The organism is Brevundimonas sp. FV1ye28 (assembly GCF_058681135.1).
The window spans coordinates 462,137-477,445 of sequence record NZ_CM178731.1 but is presented as its reverse complement, the minus strand read 5'-3'; the positions used below and the strand labels follow the sequence as shown (position 1 = coordinate 477,445).

Annotated in this window: 13 protein-coding genes and 1 tRNA gene; 6 read left to right on the top strand and 8 right to left on the bottom strand. The window is 67.7% G+C overall.

The window, feature by feature from the left end:
• Positions 1–113 precede the first annotated feature (113 nt).
• Both ACW171_RS02285 and ACW171_RS02280 read left to right on the top strand, forming a co-directional pair.
• Positions 114–569: a MaoC family dehydratase gene (locus ACW171_RS02285; protein WP_492095490.1), complete on the top strand. Its 456-nt coding sequence runs from the start codon at positions 114–116 to the stop codon at positions 567–569.
• Positions 570–578: 9 nt separating this feature from the next.
• On the top strand, positions 579–1,514 hold the full coding sequence (locus ACW171_RS02280; protein ID WP_492095489.1) for a bifunctional riboflavin kinase/FAD synthetase: 936 nt from the start codon (positions 579–581) through the stop codon (positions 1,512–1,514).
• A gap of 4 nt (positions 1,515–1,518) precedes the next feature.
• Here the strand turns inward: ACW171_RS02280 and ACW171_RS02275 are convergent, their stop codons facing one another.
• The gene (locus ACW171_RS02275) at positions 1,519–2,082 is read right to left on the bottom strand and encodes a DUF3828 domain-containing protein (RefSeq protein WP_492095488.1); all 564 of its coding nucleotides are present in this window, start codon (positions 2,080–2,082) and stop codon (positions 1,519–1,521) included.
• A gap of 15 nt (positions 2,083–2,097) precedes the next feature.
• The gene (locus ACW171_RS02270; RefSeq protein WP_492095487.1) at positions 2,098–2,643 is read right to left on the bottom strand and encodes a DUF3828 domain-containing protein; all 546 of its coding nucleotides are present in this window, start codon (positions 2,641–2,643) and stop codon (positions 2,098–2,100) included.
• 234 nt (positions 2,644–2,877) lie between these two features.
• On the opposite strand from ACW171_RS02270, the gene ileS reads away from it, so the two are divergent.
• The gene (ileS, locus tag ACW171_RS02265) at positions 2,878–5,796 is read left to right on the top strand and encodes an isoleucine--tRNA ligase (RefSeq protein WP_492095486.1); all 2,919 of its coding nucleotides are present in this window, start codon (positions 2,878–2,880) and stop codon (positions 5,794–5,796) included.
• 64 nt (positions 5,797–5,860) lie between these two features.
• Complete coding sequence (locus tag ACW171_RS02260; RefSeq protein ID WP_492095485.1) at positions 5,861–6,295, top strand: HIT family protein; 435 nt, start codon at positions 5,861–5,863, stop codon at positions 6,293–6,295.
• 66 nt (positions 6,296–6,361) lie between these two features.
• On the opposite strand, the gene ACW171_RS02255 is transcribed toward ACW171_RS02260, so the two are convergent.
• Positions 6,362–6,712 carry a DMT family protein gene (locus ACW171_RS02255; protein ID WP_492095484.1) on the bottom strand — a complete coding sequence of 117 codons (351 nt, stop codon included), beginning with the start codon at positions 6,710–6,712 and terminating at the stop codon, positions 6,362–6,364.
• Positions 6,713–6,764: 52 nt separating this feature from the next.
• Between ACW171_RS02255 and ACW171_RS02250 the strand changes: the two genes are divergently transcribed.
• A tRNA-Thr gene (locus tag ACW171_RS02250) sits at positions 6,765–6,840 on the top strand.
• Between the two features lie 21 nt (positions 6,841–6,861).
• Positions 6,862–7,494, top strand: coding sequence for a TetR/AcrR family transcriptional regulator (locus ACW171_RS02245; protein WP_492095483.1), 633 nt, complete (start codon positions 6,862–6,864; stop codon positions 7,492–7,494).
• Between the two features lie 155 nt (positions 7,495–7,649).
• Here the strand turns inward: ACW171_RS02245 and ACW171_RS02240 are convergent, their stop codons facing one another.
• The 5 genes from ACW171_RS02240 to ACW171_RS02220 form a co-directional block, all read right to left on the bottom strand.
• On the bottom strand, positions 7,650–8,408 hold the full coding sequence (locus tag ACW171_RS02240) for a prepilin peptidase (protein ID WP_492095482.1): 759 nt from the start codon (positions 8,406–8,408) through the stop codon (positions 7,650–7,652).
• Positions 8,409–8,584: 176 nt separating this feature from the next.
• Positions 8,585–10,471 (bottom strand): ferrous iron transporter B, encoded by a 1,887-nt coding sequence (gene feoB / locus ACW171_RS02235; RefSeq protein WP_492095481.1) that lies wholly within the window; start codon positions 10,469–10,471, stop codon positions 8,585–8,587.
• A complete protein-coding gene (locus tag ACW171_RS02230; RefSeq protein WP_492095480.1) occupies positions 10,471–10,755 on the bottom strand; it encodes a FeoA family protein in 285 nt (94 codons plus the stop codon). The genes feoB and ACW171_RS02230 overlap by 1 nt, the downstream gene beginning before the upstream one ends.
• A 94-nt stretch (positions 10,756–10,849) precedes the next feature.
• Positions 10,850–14,077 (bottom strand): efflux RND transporter permease subunit, encoded by a 3,228-nt coding sequence (locus ACW171_RS02225; RefSeq protein ID WP_492095479.1) that lies wholly within the window; start codon positions 14,075–14,077, stop codon positions 10,850–10,852.
• Positions 14,077–15,255: an efflux RND transporter periplasmic adaptor subunit gene (locus ACW171_RS02220; protein WP_492095478.1), complete on the bottom strand. Its 1,179-nt coding sequence runs from the start codon at positions 15,253–15,255 to the stop codon at positions 14,077–14,079. Before ACW171_RS02220 ends, ACW171_RS02225 begins: the two co-directional genes overlap by 1 nt.
• Between the last annotated feature and the right edge of the window lie 54 nt (positions 15,256–15,309).

The window sequence follows — 15,309 nt, the reverse complement described above, 5'->3', positions numbered from 1 at the left end:
CGACGACGCACGATCTGACGGCCATCCTGTCGATGGCGCGTGCTGAACTTGCGCGGCTCGACTGAAGCCGCGTCGCTATCGCCAAATCAGTGCGGCGCAGCTAACACCGGCGGATGAACACCGGACCTCACCCCTCGGGCGGCTATATCCTCGAAGAACTCTCGCCCGGCATGGTGGCGATCAAGGAGGTCGAGGTCACCGAGGCCCGTATCGAACAGTTCGCCGAGGCGTCTGACGACTTCAACCCGGTGCACATGGACGAGGCCTTTGCCTCCAAGACCGCCTATCGCGGCCGAATCGCCCACGGCCTGTTGTCGGCCAGCTTCGGCTCCGCCGTCGTCGGCACCATCCTGCCGGGCGCCGGGGCCATCTACCTTTCGCAATCGCTGGCCTTCCACAAGCCGGTCCGCATCGGCGACATCGTCCGGGCCCAGATCACCGTGGCCGCCGTCGATCCCGAGTCGGCCCGCGTGACCCTGCGCACCGAGGGCTATGTCGGCGAGGACATGATCATGGAGGGCGAGGCCGTGGTCCGCGTCCCCCGCCGCCGCCGCCCCGCCAAGGACTGACAGCCGGTCGTGCCCATCGATATCATCCGAGACTGGCGCGACCTGCCCGCCTCGCAGAAGGGCGGCGCCGCCGCACTCGGGGCCTTCGACGGCGTTCACCGGGGCCATCAGGCCGTAATCGCCTCGGCGCGCGAGGCCGCCGACCGGCTGAACGCCCCCCTCGCCGTGGTCAGCTTCGACCCGCACCCGCGCCGCTGGTTCCAGCCCGAGGCCGCGCCTTTCCGTTTGATGACGCCGGCTCAGATGGCGCGTGCTCTGGAGCCGCTCGGCGTCGACCGCCTCTACCTCCTGCCCTTCGAAGCCGACATGGCCGCCATGTCGGACGAGGCCTTCGCCACCCACGTCATTTCGGATGGCTTGGGCTTGAGACACGCCTCTGTCGGCTTCGACTTCACCTACGGCAAGGGCCGGACCGGGTCGCCCGAGGCCCTCGCCCGCATCGGCCGTCAGTTGGGGTTCTCCGTTTCCGTGACGGAGCGGGTCGACGACGTCGGCGGCCTGAAACTGTCTTCCAGCGCCGTCCGCGAGGCCCTGAACGCCGGTGACATGACCCGCGCCGCCGCGATCCTGGGACGTCCCTTCGCCATCGAGGGCGAGGTCGTGCACGGCGACAAGCGCGGCCGCACGATCGGCATCCCGACCGCCAACGTCCGCCTCGGGGACTACATGCGCCCCGCCTACGGCGTCTACGCGACCCGGACCCGGCTTCCCGACGGCCGCCTCATCGCCGGCGTCGCCAACCTCGGCGTCCGCCCGATGTTCGAGATCGCCGAGCCCCTGCTCGAGGTCTGGCTGTTCGACTTCGCCGAGGACGTCTACGGCCAGACCATCGAGACCGAGCTCGTCGCCCTCCTGCGTGGCGAGATGAACTTCGACGGTCTGGACGCCCTCAAGGTCCAGATCGACGCCGATGCGGCGGCGGCGAGGGCCATCCTCGCCGCCTGACGGATCACCCCGCCGCCTCGGCCACCGCCATCAGGGTGTCGTGCAGCGAGGTCGTGCCGTCGATGATGTCGTCGACCTTCCAGTTCGGCCCTTCGCGCACCAGTTTCAGCTTCAGTGACTTCTGCTCGCCCATGTTGGTGAAGGCGACATCGGCCTCGGCGGTGTTCGCGTCCGCCTGCGCCACCGCCGTCGCCGTGACGACGAAGTCGCCCTGATCCTGACAGCCGCAGAACGGGTCGTAGTTCAGGGTCGGAACCTCTCCCTTCGCGGCCCGGAAGTCCGTCCCGATCAAGGCGTTCATCGTGCGCGAGAACATCGGATCCCGCCCCGGCGCCGGCGGCTCCCCCTGCGGTCCGCCGTTCACATATTGGGCGTAGATCGTCCGCACGAAGGCCTCGGGCCCCTCGCCCGCCGCCGCATAGACCTGATCGCGCGAGACCGGTCCGGTCGGCGCCGGGGCCTGCGCCGTGGCGGACGCCGAAGCCGTCTCGGGCGCCTTGGCCTCCGGCTCCTGCGAACACGCCGCGAGCGCCAGGGCCGCGGCCGAAATCATCATCAAACTGCGCATCGTCATCGTCCCTTATCAGGTTGCAGGCTGGGTCCTGGCCTCGGCGATCCAGGCGGTCAGTCGCTGGACCAGCGGCTCGCGTTCGAACGCGTCACCCATGTCCTGATAGGTGATGTCGTCGATCTTCCACCGACCGTCCTCCAGCACCAGCTTGTAGGTCTTGTTGTGAACGGCGTTGCCCGGCTCGGCGAAGGTCTGGACGGTCGCCACGTCGGCTGTGGTCGGACCGGTCGAGGTCGCGGTCGCCGACTGCAAGACGGGCGTCCCGTCCTGGCAGTCGCAGATCGGTTGGGCGTCGAAGAACCCCTGGTCGCCCTGCTGGGTCAGCCGCACGGTCTCGTCCAGAAGGGCGCGCGTCCGGGCCGACCACATCGGGCTTTCTTCCACGAACTCCACATGGTCCGGTGACTCGCCATAGAGGCTGCGGATGAAGGCTTCCGGCGTCAGCGACGGCTGGACGGTCTGGGTCTCGGCCTTGGGCGCGGCCTCGGCCGTCTCCGCAGGCTGGCCGCAGGCGACGAGCGCCAGGCTCGCTGCCGCCAGCATCAGGATCGTACGCATCCGGTCTTCCCTCTCGCGACCCGAAAAGCGCCGCTTCAAAGCGACGTTACCGCAAGCCCGCGCTTTTCCCAGCCCCCGCGCCCTGATAGGACGATGGCCCATGGACGCGCGCCGGATCATTCCGATCGAGATTAGCCGCCCGGCGTAGCGCCGACGGGGCCTCATCGCCTCCGCTTACGCCGGGACCGCCTGACTATCTCACCCGACGCCCACACGATTGCCCGAGACAAGACCATGGCTGACGACGCCCAGACTCCCGAATCGACCTCGCGCGACTATCGCGACACCGTCTTCCTGCCCGAGACGCCCTTCCCCATGCGCGGCGGCCTGCCTCAGAAGGAGCCGCTGATCCTGGAACAGTGGGGCGACCTCTACGGCAAGCTCCGCGCCCAGCGTCAGTCCGAGAACGCCCCGCTCTACGTCCTCCACGACGGTCCGCCCTACGCCAACGGCGACATCCACATCGGCCATGCCCTGAACAAGACGCTGAAGGACTTCGTCGTCCGGTCGCGCTTCCTGCTGGGCTACGACGTCGACTTCGTCCCCGGCTGGGACTGCCACGGCCTGCCGATCGAGTGGAAGATCGAAGAAGAGTTCCGTTCCAAGGGCCGTCGCAAGGACGAGGTCTCCAAGGCCGAGTTCCGCTCCGCCTGCCGCGCCTACGCCGGCAAATACATCGACCTTCAGCGCGACCAGTTCAAACGCCTGGGCATCGTCGGTGACTTCGCCAACCGCTACGCCACCATGGACTTCACGTCCGAGGCGGCCATCGTCGCGGAGTTCCACAAGTTCAAGAACTCGGGCCAGCTCTATCGCGGCTCCAAGCCCGTGATGTGGTCGCCGGTCGAGCGCACGGCGCTTGCCGACGCCGAAATCGAATACCACGACCACGTCTCGCCCACGATCTGGGTCAAGTTCCCGGTCATCGCGGCGTCGGACGACCATGACGACGACCTTCTGGCCTTCCGCAATCCGACGCCGTCGATCGTCATCTGGACGACCACGCCCTGGACCATCCCGGCCAACCGCGCCATCAGCTACGGCCCCGAGATCGCCTATGGCCTGTACGAGGTCACGGCCATGGAGACGGGCCTGGAGTTCGAACCCTGGGCCGCGCCCGGAGACCGCCTGATCGTCGCCGACAAGCTGGCGGAAGAGGTCTTCAAGGCCGCCAAGATCGCGACCTGGACCCGCCTGTCGGACCTGAACCCCTCGGGCCTGGAATGCGCCCACCCGCTGGCGGCGCTGGATCCCGGCTACGGCTTCTCCGTGCCCCTGCTCAGCGGCGACCACGTCACCGACGACGCGGGTACGGGCTTCGTCCACACCGCGCCCGGCCACGGCGCCGACGACTTCGAGGTGTGGAAGGCCCACGGTCATCACGAGGTGCCCGACACCGTCGACCCCGACGGCGCCTACTACCCCGGCGTCCCCCTGTTCGCGGGCCTCAAGGTCCTGGAAACCGAGGGCAAGAAGACCGGTAAGTTCGGCCCCGCCAACGGCGCGGTCATGGAGAAACTGATCGAGGCCGGCAACCTGCTGGCGCGCGGCCGTCTGGAGCACTCCTATCCCCACTCATGGCGCTCCAAGGCGCCGGTCATCTTCCGCAACACGCCCCAGTGGTTCATCCGCATGGATCAGCCTCTGAAGTCCGGTGACAGTCTGCGCGAGACGGCCCTGCAGTCGATCGACGACACCGCCTTCCACCCCGCCGCCGGCAAGAACCGTATCCGCTCGATGGTCGAGGGCCGCCCCGACTGGCTGGTCAGCCGCCAGCGCGCCTGGGGCACGCCTCTGGCCATGTTCGTCGACAAGCAGACGGGCCAGCCCCTGCATGACGCAGAGGTCGACGCCCGCATCGTCAAGGCCGTCTCCGAAGGCGGCGCCGACGTCTGGTTCACCGCCCCCGACGAGGACTTCCTCGGACAGCATGATCCGGCCCGCTACGAAAAGGTCGAGGACATCCTCGACGTCTGGTTCGATTCCGGCTCGACCCATGCCTTCACCCTGGACCCGCGCCTGCCCGAGCACGGCTATACCGGCGACCGCCCGGCCCACTGGCCCGCCGACCTCTATCTGGAGGGCTCGGACCAGCATCGCGGCTGGTTCCAGTCCTCCCTGCTGGAAGGCTGCGGCACGCGTGGTCGCGCTCCGTTCAAGGCGGTCCTGACCCACGGCTTCACCCTCGACGAGAACGGGGAGAAGATGTCGAAGTCGCGGGGCAACACGACCGATCCCCTGACCATCATCAAGGAATCGGGCGCCGACATCCTGCGTCTGTGGGTCGCCCTGGTCGACTATTCGGACGACCAGCGGATCGGCAAACAGATCCTCCAGACCACGGTCGACGCCTATCGCAAGCTGCGCAACACCGTCCGCTACCTGCTGGGCGCCCTGGCCGATTTCGACGAGGCCGAGCGCGTCGCCTACGCCGACATGCCGCCGCTGGAGAGGTTCATCCTCCACCGCCTGCACGAACTGGATGGCCAGGTCCGCGCGGCCTACGACACCTACCGCTTCCAGGACGTCGTCCGTCCGGTGCTGGAGTTCTGCTCCAACGACCTCTCGGCCCTGTATTTCGACATCCGCAAGGACAGCCTCTACTGCGACCGCCCGGACGCCCTGCGTCGTCGCGCGGCCCGCACGGTGATGCACGAGGTCTTCGTGCGCCTGACCGCCTGGCTCGCCCCGCTGACGCCCTTCACGATGGAAGAGGCCTGGACGACCCTCTATCCGCAGGGCGGTTCCAACTGCGCCCGCGTGATCCCGCAGACGCCGGACCAGTGGAAGAACCCTGAAGAAGCCGCGCGCTGGGCCTCGGTTCAGACGGTGCTCGAGGTCGTCAACGACGCCCTGGAAGGCGCCCGCCGCGAGAAGACCATCGGCGGCGCCCTCGACGCCTGGCCGACCGTCACCGGCCCCGCCGGTTCGTTCGCGGCCTTCGAAGGCCTCGACCCGGCCGAGGTCTTCCGCACCTCGGGCGCCGAACTGGTCGAGGGCGGCGACGCCCTCTCGGTCACGGTGAATCTCGCCGACTATCCGAAATGCGCCCGCTCCTGGCGCCGGGTGCCGGACGTCGGTTTGGACGCGGAATATCCCGATCTGTCCGCCCGTGATGCGGATGCGGTCAGGGCCTGGGACGCGACGCATTGACCAAGCCCCTCTCCCCCTGCGATCGTTCGTCGACCGTCAGGGGGAGAAGGGATATTCGTCGCTGATGACCCTGCACGCCCCCTACGACCCGTCCAACATCTTCGCCAAGATCCTTCGCGGCGAGATCCCAAAGGTCACCGTATGGGAGGACGACGCCGTCCTCGCCTTCATGGACGTCTTCCCGCAAAGCGAGGGCCACGTCCTGATCATCTCCAAGACCTCCACCGCTCGGACCCTGCTGGAGATCGAGCCGGACGTCCTCGCCACCCTCGTTGCCGCCACCCAGCGCACCGCCCGCGCGGTCGAAAAGGCCCTGTCGCCCGACGGTTTTTCGATCATGCAGTTCAACGGCGAAGCCGGCGGCCAGACCGTCTTCCACCTGCATTTCCACGTCATCCCCCGTTGGTCCGACCGCGAGATGAAGGGCCACGCCCACGCCGCCATGGCCGACGTCGAAAACCTGAAGGCGACGGCGGCGAAGATCGCGGCGGCGCTGTAACCTTCTTTCTCTCGTCATCCTCCGGCAAGCCGCCGCTGGGCGGCGCAGACCGGGGGATGACGAAGGCTAGAACGGCCCCCGGAACACGAACCACGCTCCGGCGAAGATCAGCGCGAAACCGCAGGCGTGGTTCAGCGTCAGCCTCTCCCCCAGCACCGTCACCGAGAACACCGCGAACACCAGAAGCGTGATCACCTCCTGCATCGTCTTCAACTCGGCCGCCGAATAGACCTGATGCCCGATCCGGTTCGCCGGCACCGCCAGGCAGTATTCGAAGAAGGCGATGCCCCAGCTGACGATGACCACGATCCACAGCGGCTTGGACCCGAACTTCAGGTGCCCGTACCAGGCGAAGGTCATGAAGACGTTCGACAGCGCCAGCATGACCACAGGCAGGATGTAGGAGGCGTTCGGCATCCGCTTTCATAGCTTGCGCCGAACCTCGCCCGCCAGTTAAAGCCTCGTGACGGCCGGCTTAGCTCAGTTGGTAGAGCGCCAGTTTTGTAAACTGGATGTCGCGGGTTCGATTCCTGCAGCCGGCACCACTCTCTCCGGGCCGCCTCCCCATGGCCGAACGCGCGATCAACAAGCTGGGACACCGCATCGGCGCGCGCGGGGGAAAGACGCGCGCCGCGATCCTGGACGCCACCCGCCGCCTGCTGGATCGCCAGCATCTGGGCGAGATCCGCGTCGCCGACGTCGCGCTGGAAGCCGGCGTCTCGCCCTCGAATTTCTACACCTATTTCAAGACGGTGGAGGAGCCGGTTCTGGCCCTATGCGAAGCCGCAGCCGTCGATTTCGCCCCCCTGTCGCGCCATCTGGAAGGCGACTGGTCGACGGAGAACGCCTTCGCCGCAGCACGCGCCTATGTCATGGACGTGCTGCTGATCTGGCGTGACCATGGCCCCGTGCTGCGCATCGAACACATGCTGGCCGACAAGGGCGAGGAAGGCTTTGTCGAGGCCCGCATCCGCCGCCTGCGCCGGGTCCACCTGTCGCTGGAACGCCGCATCGCCGTCGCCCACGCCACCGGCTACCACGCCCCCGGCCTCGACCCGCGCCTGACCTCCTACGAGGTCGCCAACCTGGTCGAATCGGTCGCAGCGGGCTTCGACCTGATGCGGCGCGGCGACACCCCGCCCGACGCCATCATCGACACCACCGCCCACATCGTCGTGAAACTGGTGACAGGCCGCTGAACCCTTGCGTCGGCTGCGGACGCACCCACATGCGGGGCTGAATATCGTTGGTCTTTGACATTGCAGGCAAGACTCAGTGGACGATCTGGACTCCGTTTCCGGGACCGACGGGACTCAGTGGACGACTTGGACTCCGTTTCGCCGGAGTCTGATCGTCAGCCCCCGATCGGCCCATAGAGCCAGGTCAGCCAGATCCCGATCGCCAAGAAGGTCCCGAACGGCAGCTTGTCGGTCATCCCCACCTTTCGCCGCGTGATCAGCAGGGTCAGGACGATGCTGAACCCCGCCGCGCAGGCCCATAGCAGCACCGTCGGCAGGCCCGTCCACCCGACCCAGGCCCCCGCTCCCGCGAACAGGATCGGATCGCCCCCGCCCAGACCTTCGCGCCCCCGCAGCCGCCGATAGACCTCGGCTAGCAGCCACAGGATGCCGAACCCGGCCCCGGCCCCGATCAGTTGCGGGATCGGCCAGCCCCAGGCCAGCAGCCCGCCCGCCACCAGCCCCGTCCCGATCAGCGGCAGGGTCAGCTCATCCGGCAGCCAGAAATTCTCGGCGTCGATTAGGGCGATGAGCAGCAGCTGCCACCCCAGGACCGCCGTCGCCCCGACCATCAGCCAGCCGCCGTCATGGCCCCACAGCGCGGCCCAGACCCCGATGGCCGCCGCCCCGCACTCGATCAGGATATAGCGCGGCGACACCGCCGCCCCGCACAGGGCGCACCGCCCCCGCTGCACCAGCCAGCTGACCGCCGGAACCAGCTGCCAGGGCTTCAGCGTCTCGCCGCAGCTCATGCAGCGCGAGCGGCCGAAGACGATGTCCTCCTCCCTCGGCATGCGCACGGTCACCGCGGCGATGAAACTGCCGAAGATCAGGCCCATAAGGCCCATGACGATGGAGGCAAACGCAATGCTCATCCCTCCCCATACCCGGCACCCTCGGCCTTGTCCCGAGAGCCCGGCCCCTTTCACCGTGCATCCCGGCGAAGGCCGGGATCCAGTTTTACAGACAGGGTGTCGGCACAGAGAGCTGAAGCGTCAGCATATGCCCCTCTGGGCCCCGGCCTTCGCCGGGATGCACGGAGGAAAGGGGATCAGCCGCCGCCCAGCGCCACCGCGATCCGATAGGTGGCGAACGACGCCAGATAGGCCAGGGCGAACATGTAGACGACCATGACCCACATCCATTTCCAGCTGTTCAGCTCCCGCTTCACCACCCCCAGCGTCGCCACGCACTGAGGCGCGAACACATACCAGGCCAGGAAGGCCAGCCCCGTCGCCAGCGACCACTGGGCCGCCAGGGTCGCACCCAGCAGGCTACCGGCGCTCTCCGCATCCGCCACCGAATAGACGGTGCCGAGCGCCGCCACCGCGACTTCGCGCGCCGCCATCCCGGGCACCAGGGCCACGACCATCTGCCAGTTGAAGCCGATGGGCGCGAACAGGGGCTCCAGCGCATGGCCGATCATTCCGGCGAAGGAATAGTCGATGGCCGGCAGCGTCGCGCCTTCGGGCGGATAGGGGAAGGTCGAGGCGGCCCAGACCAGGATCATCAGCGGCAGGATGATCCGCGCCGCCCGCTCCATGAAGATCTTGGCCCGCAGCCACAGGTTCAGCAGCACGGACTTGGCATCCGGCGTCTTGTAGGCCGGCAGCTCCATCATGAAGGGCTCAACCGCCCCTCTCCAGAAGATCTTGCGGATGACGAAGGACACCGCCAGCGCCGACACGATCCCCGCCGCATAGAGGCCGAACATCACCAGCCCCTGCAGGTTGGCGAAGCCCCAGACCGTCTCCTGCGGAATGAAGGCTCCGATGATCAGGGTGTAGACCGGGATGCGCGCCGAACAGGTCATCAGGGGCGCGACCATGATGGTCGTCAGCCGGTCCCGCTTGGCGTCGATCACCCGGGCCGCCATCACGCCCGGAATGGCGCAGGCGAAGGAGGACAGCAGCGGAATGAAGGCCCGCCCGTGCAGCCCCGCTCCGCCCATGATCCTGTCCATCAGGAAGGCGGCCCGGGCCATATAGCCGAAGTCTTCCAGCAGGATGATGAAGGCGAACAGGATCACGATCTGCGGCAGGAAGACCAGCACGCCACCGACCCCCGCGATCAGGCCATCGACGATCAGGCTCTCGACCAGCGGCCACACGGGCCCGCCGTCCGGCACGACCGCCGCCACGCCCGAACCCAAGAGGCCGAAGCCCGCCTCGATCATATCCATCGCCGGCGTGGCCCAGGCGAACACCGCCTGGAACATGACGAAGAGCAGGGCCATCAGGATGACCAGACCCGCCACCGGATGCAGCAGAACACCGTCGATCTTGCCGGTCAGCGTATCCGGCCGCTCGGGCGGACGCACCGTCGCGCGCATGATCTGCTCGGCCCGGCTGTGCGCGGTCCGGATCGCCGCGGCGTCCGGCGCGGTCCAGGCCTCGCCCTCCGACGTCCAGCTCGCACCGGCCACCGTATCGATCTCGGCGACCAGCTCGTCGATTCCGCGTTTCCGCGTCGCCACCGTCGTCACGATCGGCACGCCCAGCTCGGCGCGCAGCCTGTCCAGGTCGATACGCAGCCCTTGACGCTGGGCGATATCGTACATGTTGAGCGCCAGAACCATCGGCCGCCCCACGGCCTTCAGCTCCAGGATCAGCCGCAGCACCAGCCGCAGGTTGGTCGCATCGGCGACAGCCACGATCACATCCGGCGGGGTCTCGCCCTTCAGCCGGCCCAGCACCGCGTCGCGCGTGACCTCCTCATCCGGGCTGCGCGCGCGCAACGAATAGGTCCCCGGCAGGTCGAGCACCGACATCGATCGGCCGGTCGCCGACTGTATCCGGCCTTCTTTCCGTTCGACGGTGACGCCGGCGTAGTTGGCGACCTTCTGGTGGGCGCCGGTCAGGGCGTTGAACAGGGCGGTCTTGCCCGAGTTCGGATTGCCGACCAGAGCGACCCGCACGGGCCGTACAGCGATGTCCATTATTCGGCCGCCTGGGCCAGTTCGCCTGCCAGCTCGATCGACAGGCTGGCGGCCTCCTTGCGACGCAGGGCGACGCGCATGTCGTCGACCTTCAGCGCCATCGGATCGCGGCCGAACAGGCCCTCGTGGATTAGTTCGATGTTCGCGCCCTCGACCAGGCCGAGCTCGAGCAGCCTGCGCTCCAGCTCCATCTCCTCGGTCTGATGGTGGCAATGGGCCCCGACCGAGACGATGGTTCCGCGATCGCCCACACGGGCGTCGCTCAGCTTGATGACATTGGACATTCGACGCTCACAGGCTGCGGACCGCTCGCCCCAAGGGAGCGGTCCGTTACCTGCGAACGCTTATCAGGCGCGATGACGGCCCGTCCAGTGCGACCTATTCGGCAGCCGCAGGGATCGGGTCGTTGGCGGCCGCCTCCTGCGCCTCCCACTCTTCGATCTTGCGGGTCGTATATTCCGGCGACCGCGTGAAGCGAGCCAGCGCGCCATAGATCACCGGCACAACGAACAGGGTCAGCAGGGTCGCGAACATGGCGCCCGTGAAGATCACCACGCCGATCGTCTGGCGGCTACCCGCCCCTGCGCCTTGCCACAGCATCAGCGGCAGGGCGCCGAAGGCCGTGGCGATCGAGGTCATGATGATCGGACGCAGGCGCAGCGACGAGCTCTCGACGATGGCCTCCTTGATCGACCGACCCTGATCTCGCAGCTGGTTGGCGAACTCCACGATCAGGATGCCGTTCTTGGCCGCAACCCCGATCAGGATGATCAGCCCGATCTGCGAGTAGATGTTGAGGCTTGAGCCGGCCATCAACAGGCCGAACAGGCCGCCGGCTGCCGCCAGAGGTACGGTCAGCATGATCACCGCCGGCGTGATCCAGCTTTCGAACTGGGCCGCCAGCACCAGGAAGACGAGCAGCAGGGCGAGACCGAACGCCCAGGCCACGGCGCCGCCGGCCTCCTGCTGATCGCGCGCCGCGCCGCCGTACTGAAGGGTGACGACGCCCTGGGGCTGCTGCGCGGCCTGCTCCTCCATGAAGGTGACCGCGTCGGCGATGGTCATGCCGGGGTTCAGATCCGCCGACAGGGTAATGGCGCGCTGACGGTCCAGACGACGACGGTCGGGCGTATCGCCGGACGTCTCGGTCGTCACCACCGAAGACAGGGGCACCAGAGCGCCGGATCCCGCCCCTACATAAAGCTGCTCCAGATCGCTGACCGAGGTGCGGCGCGACAGATCCGTCTGCAGGATCACATCGTACTCCTGGCCCGCCCGGATGTAGGTCGTGGCCCGGCGAGATCCGAACATGGTCTCCAGGGTGCGGCCGATCTCTTGCGCAGAAACGCCCAACGCGGCGGCCTTCTGAGGGTCGACATCGACCAGCAGTCGCGGCGCATTTGGCTCATAGTTCAGGCGCGGACGCGAGAAGCCGGGGTTCTCCAGCGACGCCGCCAGAAGAGGCTGCAGCCAGGCGTAGATTTCCTCGTACTCGGCGCCTGTCGCGATCAGTTCGATCGAGTTGCCGCCGCCGCCTCGCTGGAAGGAACCGGGCGTCGAGGCGTTGACCTGGGCGTCCGTCTGGGATCGGAGCTTGCCGTTCAGTTCCTGGGCGATCTCGTCGGCCGAGCGTTCGCGTTCGGACCAGTCCTTCAGGATCAGCGAGGCGTTGCCGGTGTTGAAGCTGCCGCCGCCGAAGCCAGGCGCGGAGATCAGGAAGCTCTCGACCTCTCCCGCGTCCTTGTATTCAGCCAGGATGGGCTCCAGACCGAGCATGATCTCGCGGGTGTATTCAAAGCCCGCCCCCTCCGGCCCGGCGACACGCACACCGACGCGGCCACGGTCCTCGGGGGGAACCAGCTCGTCCGGCAGGGTGACGAACATGAGGGCCGAACCCCCGCCGACCACAAGTATCAAGGCCGCGATGCCGATGACGGCCACGCGCGTGCCGACCATGGCGTTCAGAGAATTGGCATAGGAATTCTTGAGCGCGTCCATGGCCCAGTCAACCTTGCGGGCGATCCAGCCCCCACCCTGTGCAGGCTTCAGGATCTTGGACGCCAGCATCGGCGACAGGCTCAAGGCTAGGAAGGCGGAGAAGGCCACGGCCGCCGCGATCGTCGCCGCCAGTTCGACGAACAGGCGGCCCACATATCCAGGCAGGAACAACAGCGGCGCGAACACGGCCAGCAAGGTGATGGTCGTGGCGATGACGGCGAAGAAGACCTGTCGCGCGCCCCGCTCGGCGGCGACCAGAGGCGGCTCCCCGTGGTCCAGTCGACGCTGGATGTTCTCGACCACCACGATGGCGTCATCCACCACCAGACCGATGGCCAGCACCAGGGCGAGCAGGGTCAGCAGGTTTAGCGAGAACCCGAGCGGCGCCAGGACCATGAAGGTCGCCAGAAGACAGATAGGAGCCACGATCGAGGGGATCAGGGCGGCGCGCAGACTGCCCAGGAAAATGAAGTTGACCAGCGCAACCAGCACCATGGAGATGCCGATCGTGATCCACACCTCGTCGATGGCGTGGGACGTGAAGACCGAATTGTCGGAGCCGACGACCAGTTCGGTTCCCGGCGGCAGACTTCCCTGAAGGTCTTCGACAAGAGCCTCGACACCCTTGGAGATTTCAAGGTCATTCGATTGGGCCTGCCGGGTCACGGCCAGACCGATCTGGTCCAGGCCGTTGCCTCGGAACAGGCGCCGGCTCTCTTCCGGGCCTTCCTCAACGCGGGCTATGTCGCCCAATCGCGTGACATAGGTTGCGCGGGCCTGCAGGGCGCCGCTGGCGCCCGAGCCGTTGGGAATGGACCCGGTCGAGACGGCGCCGGATGCGCCGGCCGATCCGATGGAGGCCGAGCCAGCCGTGCCGATGGGTAGTTGGGCGAAGTCCTCAGCCCGCGCATAGGTGCGGGCCACGCGGACAGTGTAATCCTTGTCCGTCGATTCCAGCGCGCCGGCCGGCAGTTCGACGTTCTGGCTGGTCAGCGCCTGTTCGACGTCCGAGACGGTCAGCCCACGCGCGCCCATGGAAGCGGCGTCCAGCCAGATCCGCATGGCGTAGCGCTGCTCGCCATAGATCTGGGCCTGGGCCACGCCCGGCACCGTCGCCAGACGGTCCAGCAGGGTCCGGTCGGCATAGTCCGTCAGCTCCAGCCGGTTCATCGTCGTGGAACGGAGGAACAGGATCATGATCGGCTGGCTGTCGGAATCGGCCTTGGCGACTTCCGGCGGATCGGCCTGATCGGGCAGACGTCCCTGCACCCGGCTGACGCGGTCGCGCACGTCCGAGGCGGCGACGTCGATGTCGCGGTCCAGGGCGAACTCGATGGTCACATTGGATCGGCCGTCACGGCTGGACGAGGTGATCCGCTCGATCCCCTGGACGCCCGCCACCTGTTGCTCGATCGGCTCGGTGATCCGGTTCTCGATGACCTCGGCCGACGCTCCGGCATAGGAGGTCGAAACCGAGACGATCGGCGGGTCCACGTCCGGCAACTCGCGCACGGGCAGGAAGAAGAAGGCCGCGGCCCCGATCACGCACAGCACGATCGCGGCCACCGCCGCGAAGACCGGTCGCCGGACGGAAACGTCGGAGAGCATCATCGCGTCGCCGCCTGCGGTGACGCGCCGGCAACCTGCGCGGCCGCCTGCGGTGCGGCAGCGCGTTCGCCGGCCGGCGCCCTCGCGCCTGCGCCCGCCACGGTGACGGGCGCATTGGGCTGGATGCGATTCAGGCCGGTGCCGACGACGCGGTCGTTGGCGCTCAGGCCCGACACGATCTCCACGAAGCCGTTTTCGACCGCGCCCGTCTCGACGGTCACACGTTGGGCGGTCGAGCCCCGCTCGCCTCCAGCGATGCGATAGACGAAGGCCCCGTCGCCTTCGTACTGGATGGCGGACTCGGGCACGGCCGGGGTCTGGCGTTGACCCTGCTGGATGCCCACACGCATCAGCATGCCGGGGCGGATGCGACCGCCTGGATTGGGGAACTCGGCGCGGGCCGTGACGGCGCGGGTGGTTTCGTTGATCCGGGTATCGACCAGGGCGATCCGACCCGAGAACTGCTCCGAACCATAGGCATCGGCCGTGGCCACGATCGGCAGACCCTGACGAAGCACGCCGAGGTAACGTTCCGGCACCGGGAAGTCGACGCGGATCACCGAGGTGTCGTCCAGCGTTGCGATCACGGCTCCAGGGCTGATCAGCGTCCCCGCCGTCACCGTCGTCAGGCCCAGCGTCCCGGCGAAGGGCGCGCGGATCAGGCGGTCGCCCCGACGCGCTTCCGCGGCCGCCAGGGTCGCCCGCGCGGTCTCCAGAGCAGTCTCGGAATCCTCGGCGCTGACGCGGGGCGCGATGCCGCGATCGGCGAGCTCGCTGAACCGGTCGTACTCGCGCTGCGCCTGGGCCAGCTGCGCGCGCGCCTGAATGATGCTGGCGTCTTCCTCGCGGGCCTGAAGCTCGACCAGAGGCGTTCCGGCCGCCACCCGCTGGCCGTCGCTGAACAGGACCCTGGTGATCAGTTCGGAGCTGTTGGAGGTGATGTTCACCGAGCGGCGCCCACGCGCCACGCCCAGCACATTGATCTGGTCGCTGAAGGGCCGCAGCGTCACCACCGCCTCGGACACGGCCTGACCACGCCCGCCGCCGGGTCCGCCCCGGCCGCCGCCCGGCCCGCCTGCCGCCTCATCGCTCGCGAAGGCCACCTTCAACACGACGGCGACGATCATCAGACCGAGCACGGCGGCGGCGATGACGAGGAACAAATGACGTCTGATCACGCGGCACGGTCTCTTCAAACAAGCGGGCGGCCCGGAATAACCATTCCGACCCCC

Excerpts from the sequence above, each read along its gene's own strand:
- ACW171_RS02285 (WP_492095490.1), top strand. The coding sequence starts at position 114 with ATGAACACCGGACCTCACCCCTCGGGCGGCTATATCCTCGAAGAACTC.
- ACW171_RS02275 (WP_492095488.1), bottom strand. The coding sequence starts at position 2,082 with ATGCGCAGTTTGATGATGATTTCGGCCGCGGCCCTGGCGCTCGCGGCG.
- ACW171_RS02270 (WP_492095487.1), bottom strand. The coding sequence starts at position 2,643 with ATGCGTACGATCCTGATGCTGGCGGCAGCGAGCCTGGCGCTCGTCGCC.
- ileS (WP_492095486.1), top strand. The coding sequence starts at position 2,878 with ATGGCTGACGACGCCCAGACTCCCGAATCGACCTCGCGCGACTATCGC.
- ACW171_RS02260 (WP_492095485.1), top strand. The coding sequence starts at position 5,861 with ATGACCCTGCACGCCCCCTACGACCCGTCCAACATCTTCGCCAAGATC.
- ACW171_RS02255 (WP_492095484.1), bottom strand. The coding sequence starts at position 6,712 with ATGCCGAACGCCTCCTACATCCTGCCTGTGGTCATGCTGGCGCTGTCG.
- ACW171_RS02245 (WP_492095483.1), top strand. The coding sequence starts at position 6,862 with ATGGCCGAACGCGCGATCAACAAGCTGGGACACCGCATCGGCGCGCGC.
- ACW171_RS02240 (WP_492095482.1), bottom strand. The coding sequence starts at position 8,408 with ATGAGCATTGCGTTTGCCTCCATCGTCATGGGCCTTATGGGCCTGATC.
- feoB (WP_492095481.1), bottom strand. The coding sequence starts at position 10,471 with ATGGACATCGCTGTACGGCCCGTGCGGGTCGCTCTGGTCGGCAATCCG.
- ACW171_RS02230 (WP_492095480.1), bottom strand. The coding sequence starts at position 10,755 with ATGTCCAATGTCATCAAGCTGAGCGACGCCCGTGTGGGCGATCGCGGA.
- ACW171_RS02225 (WP_492095479.1), bottom strand. The coding sequence starts at position 14,077 with ATGCTCTCCGACGTTTCCGTCCGGCGACCGGTCTTCGCGGCGGTGGCC.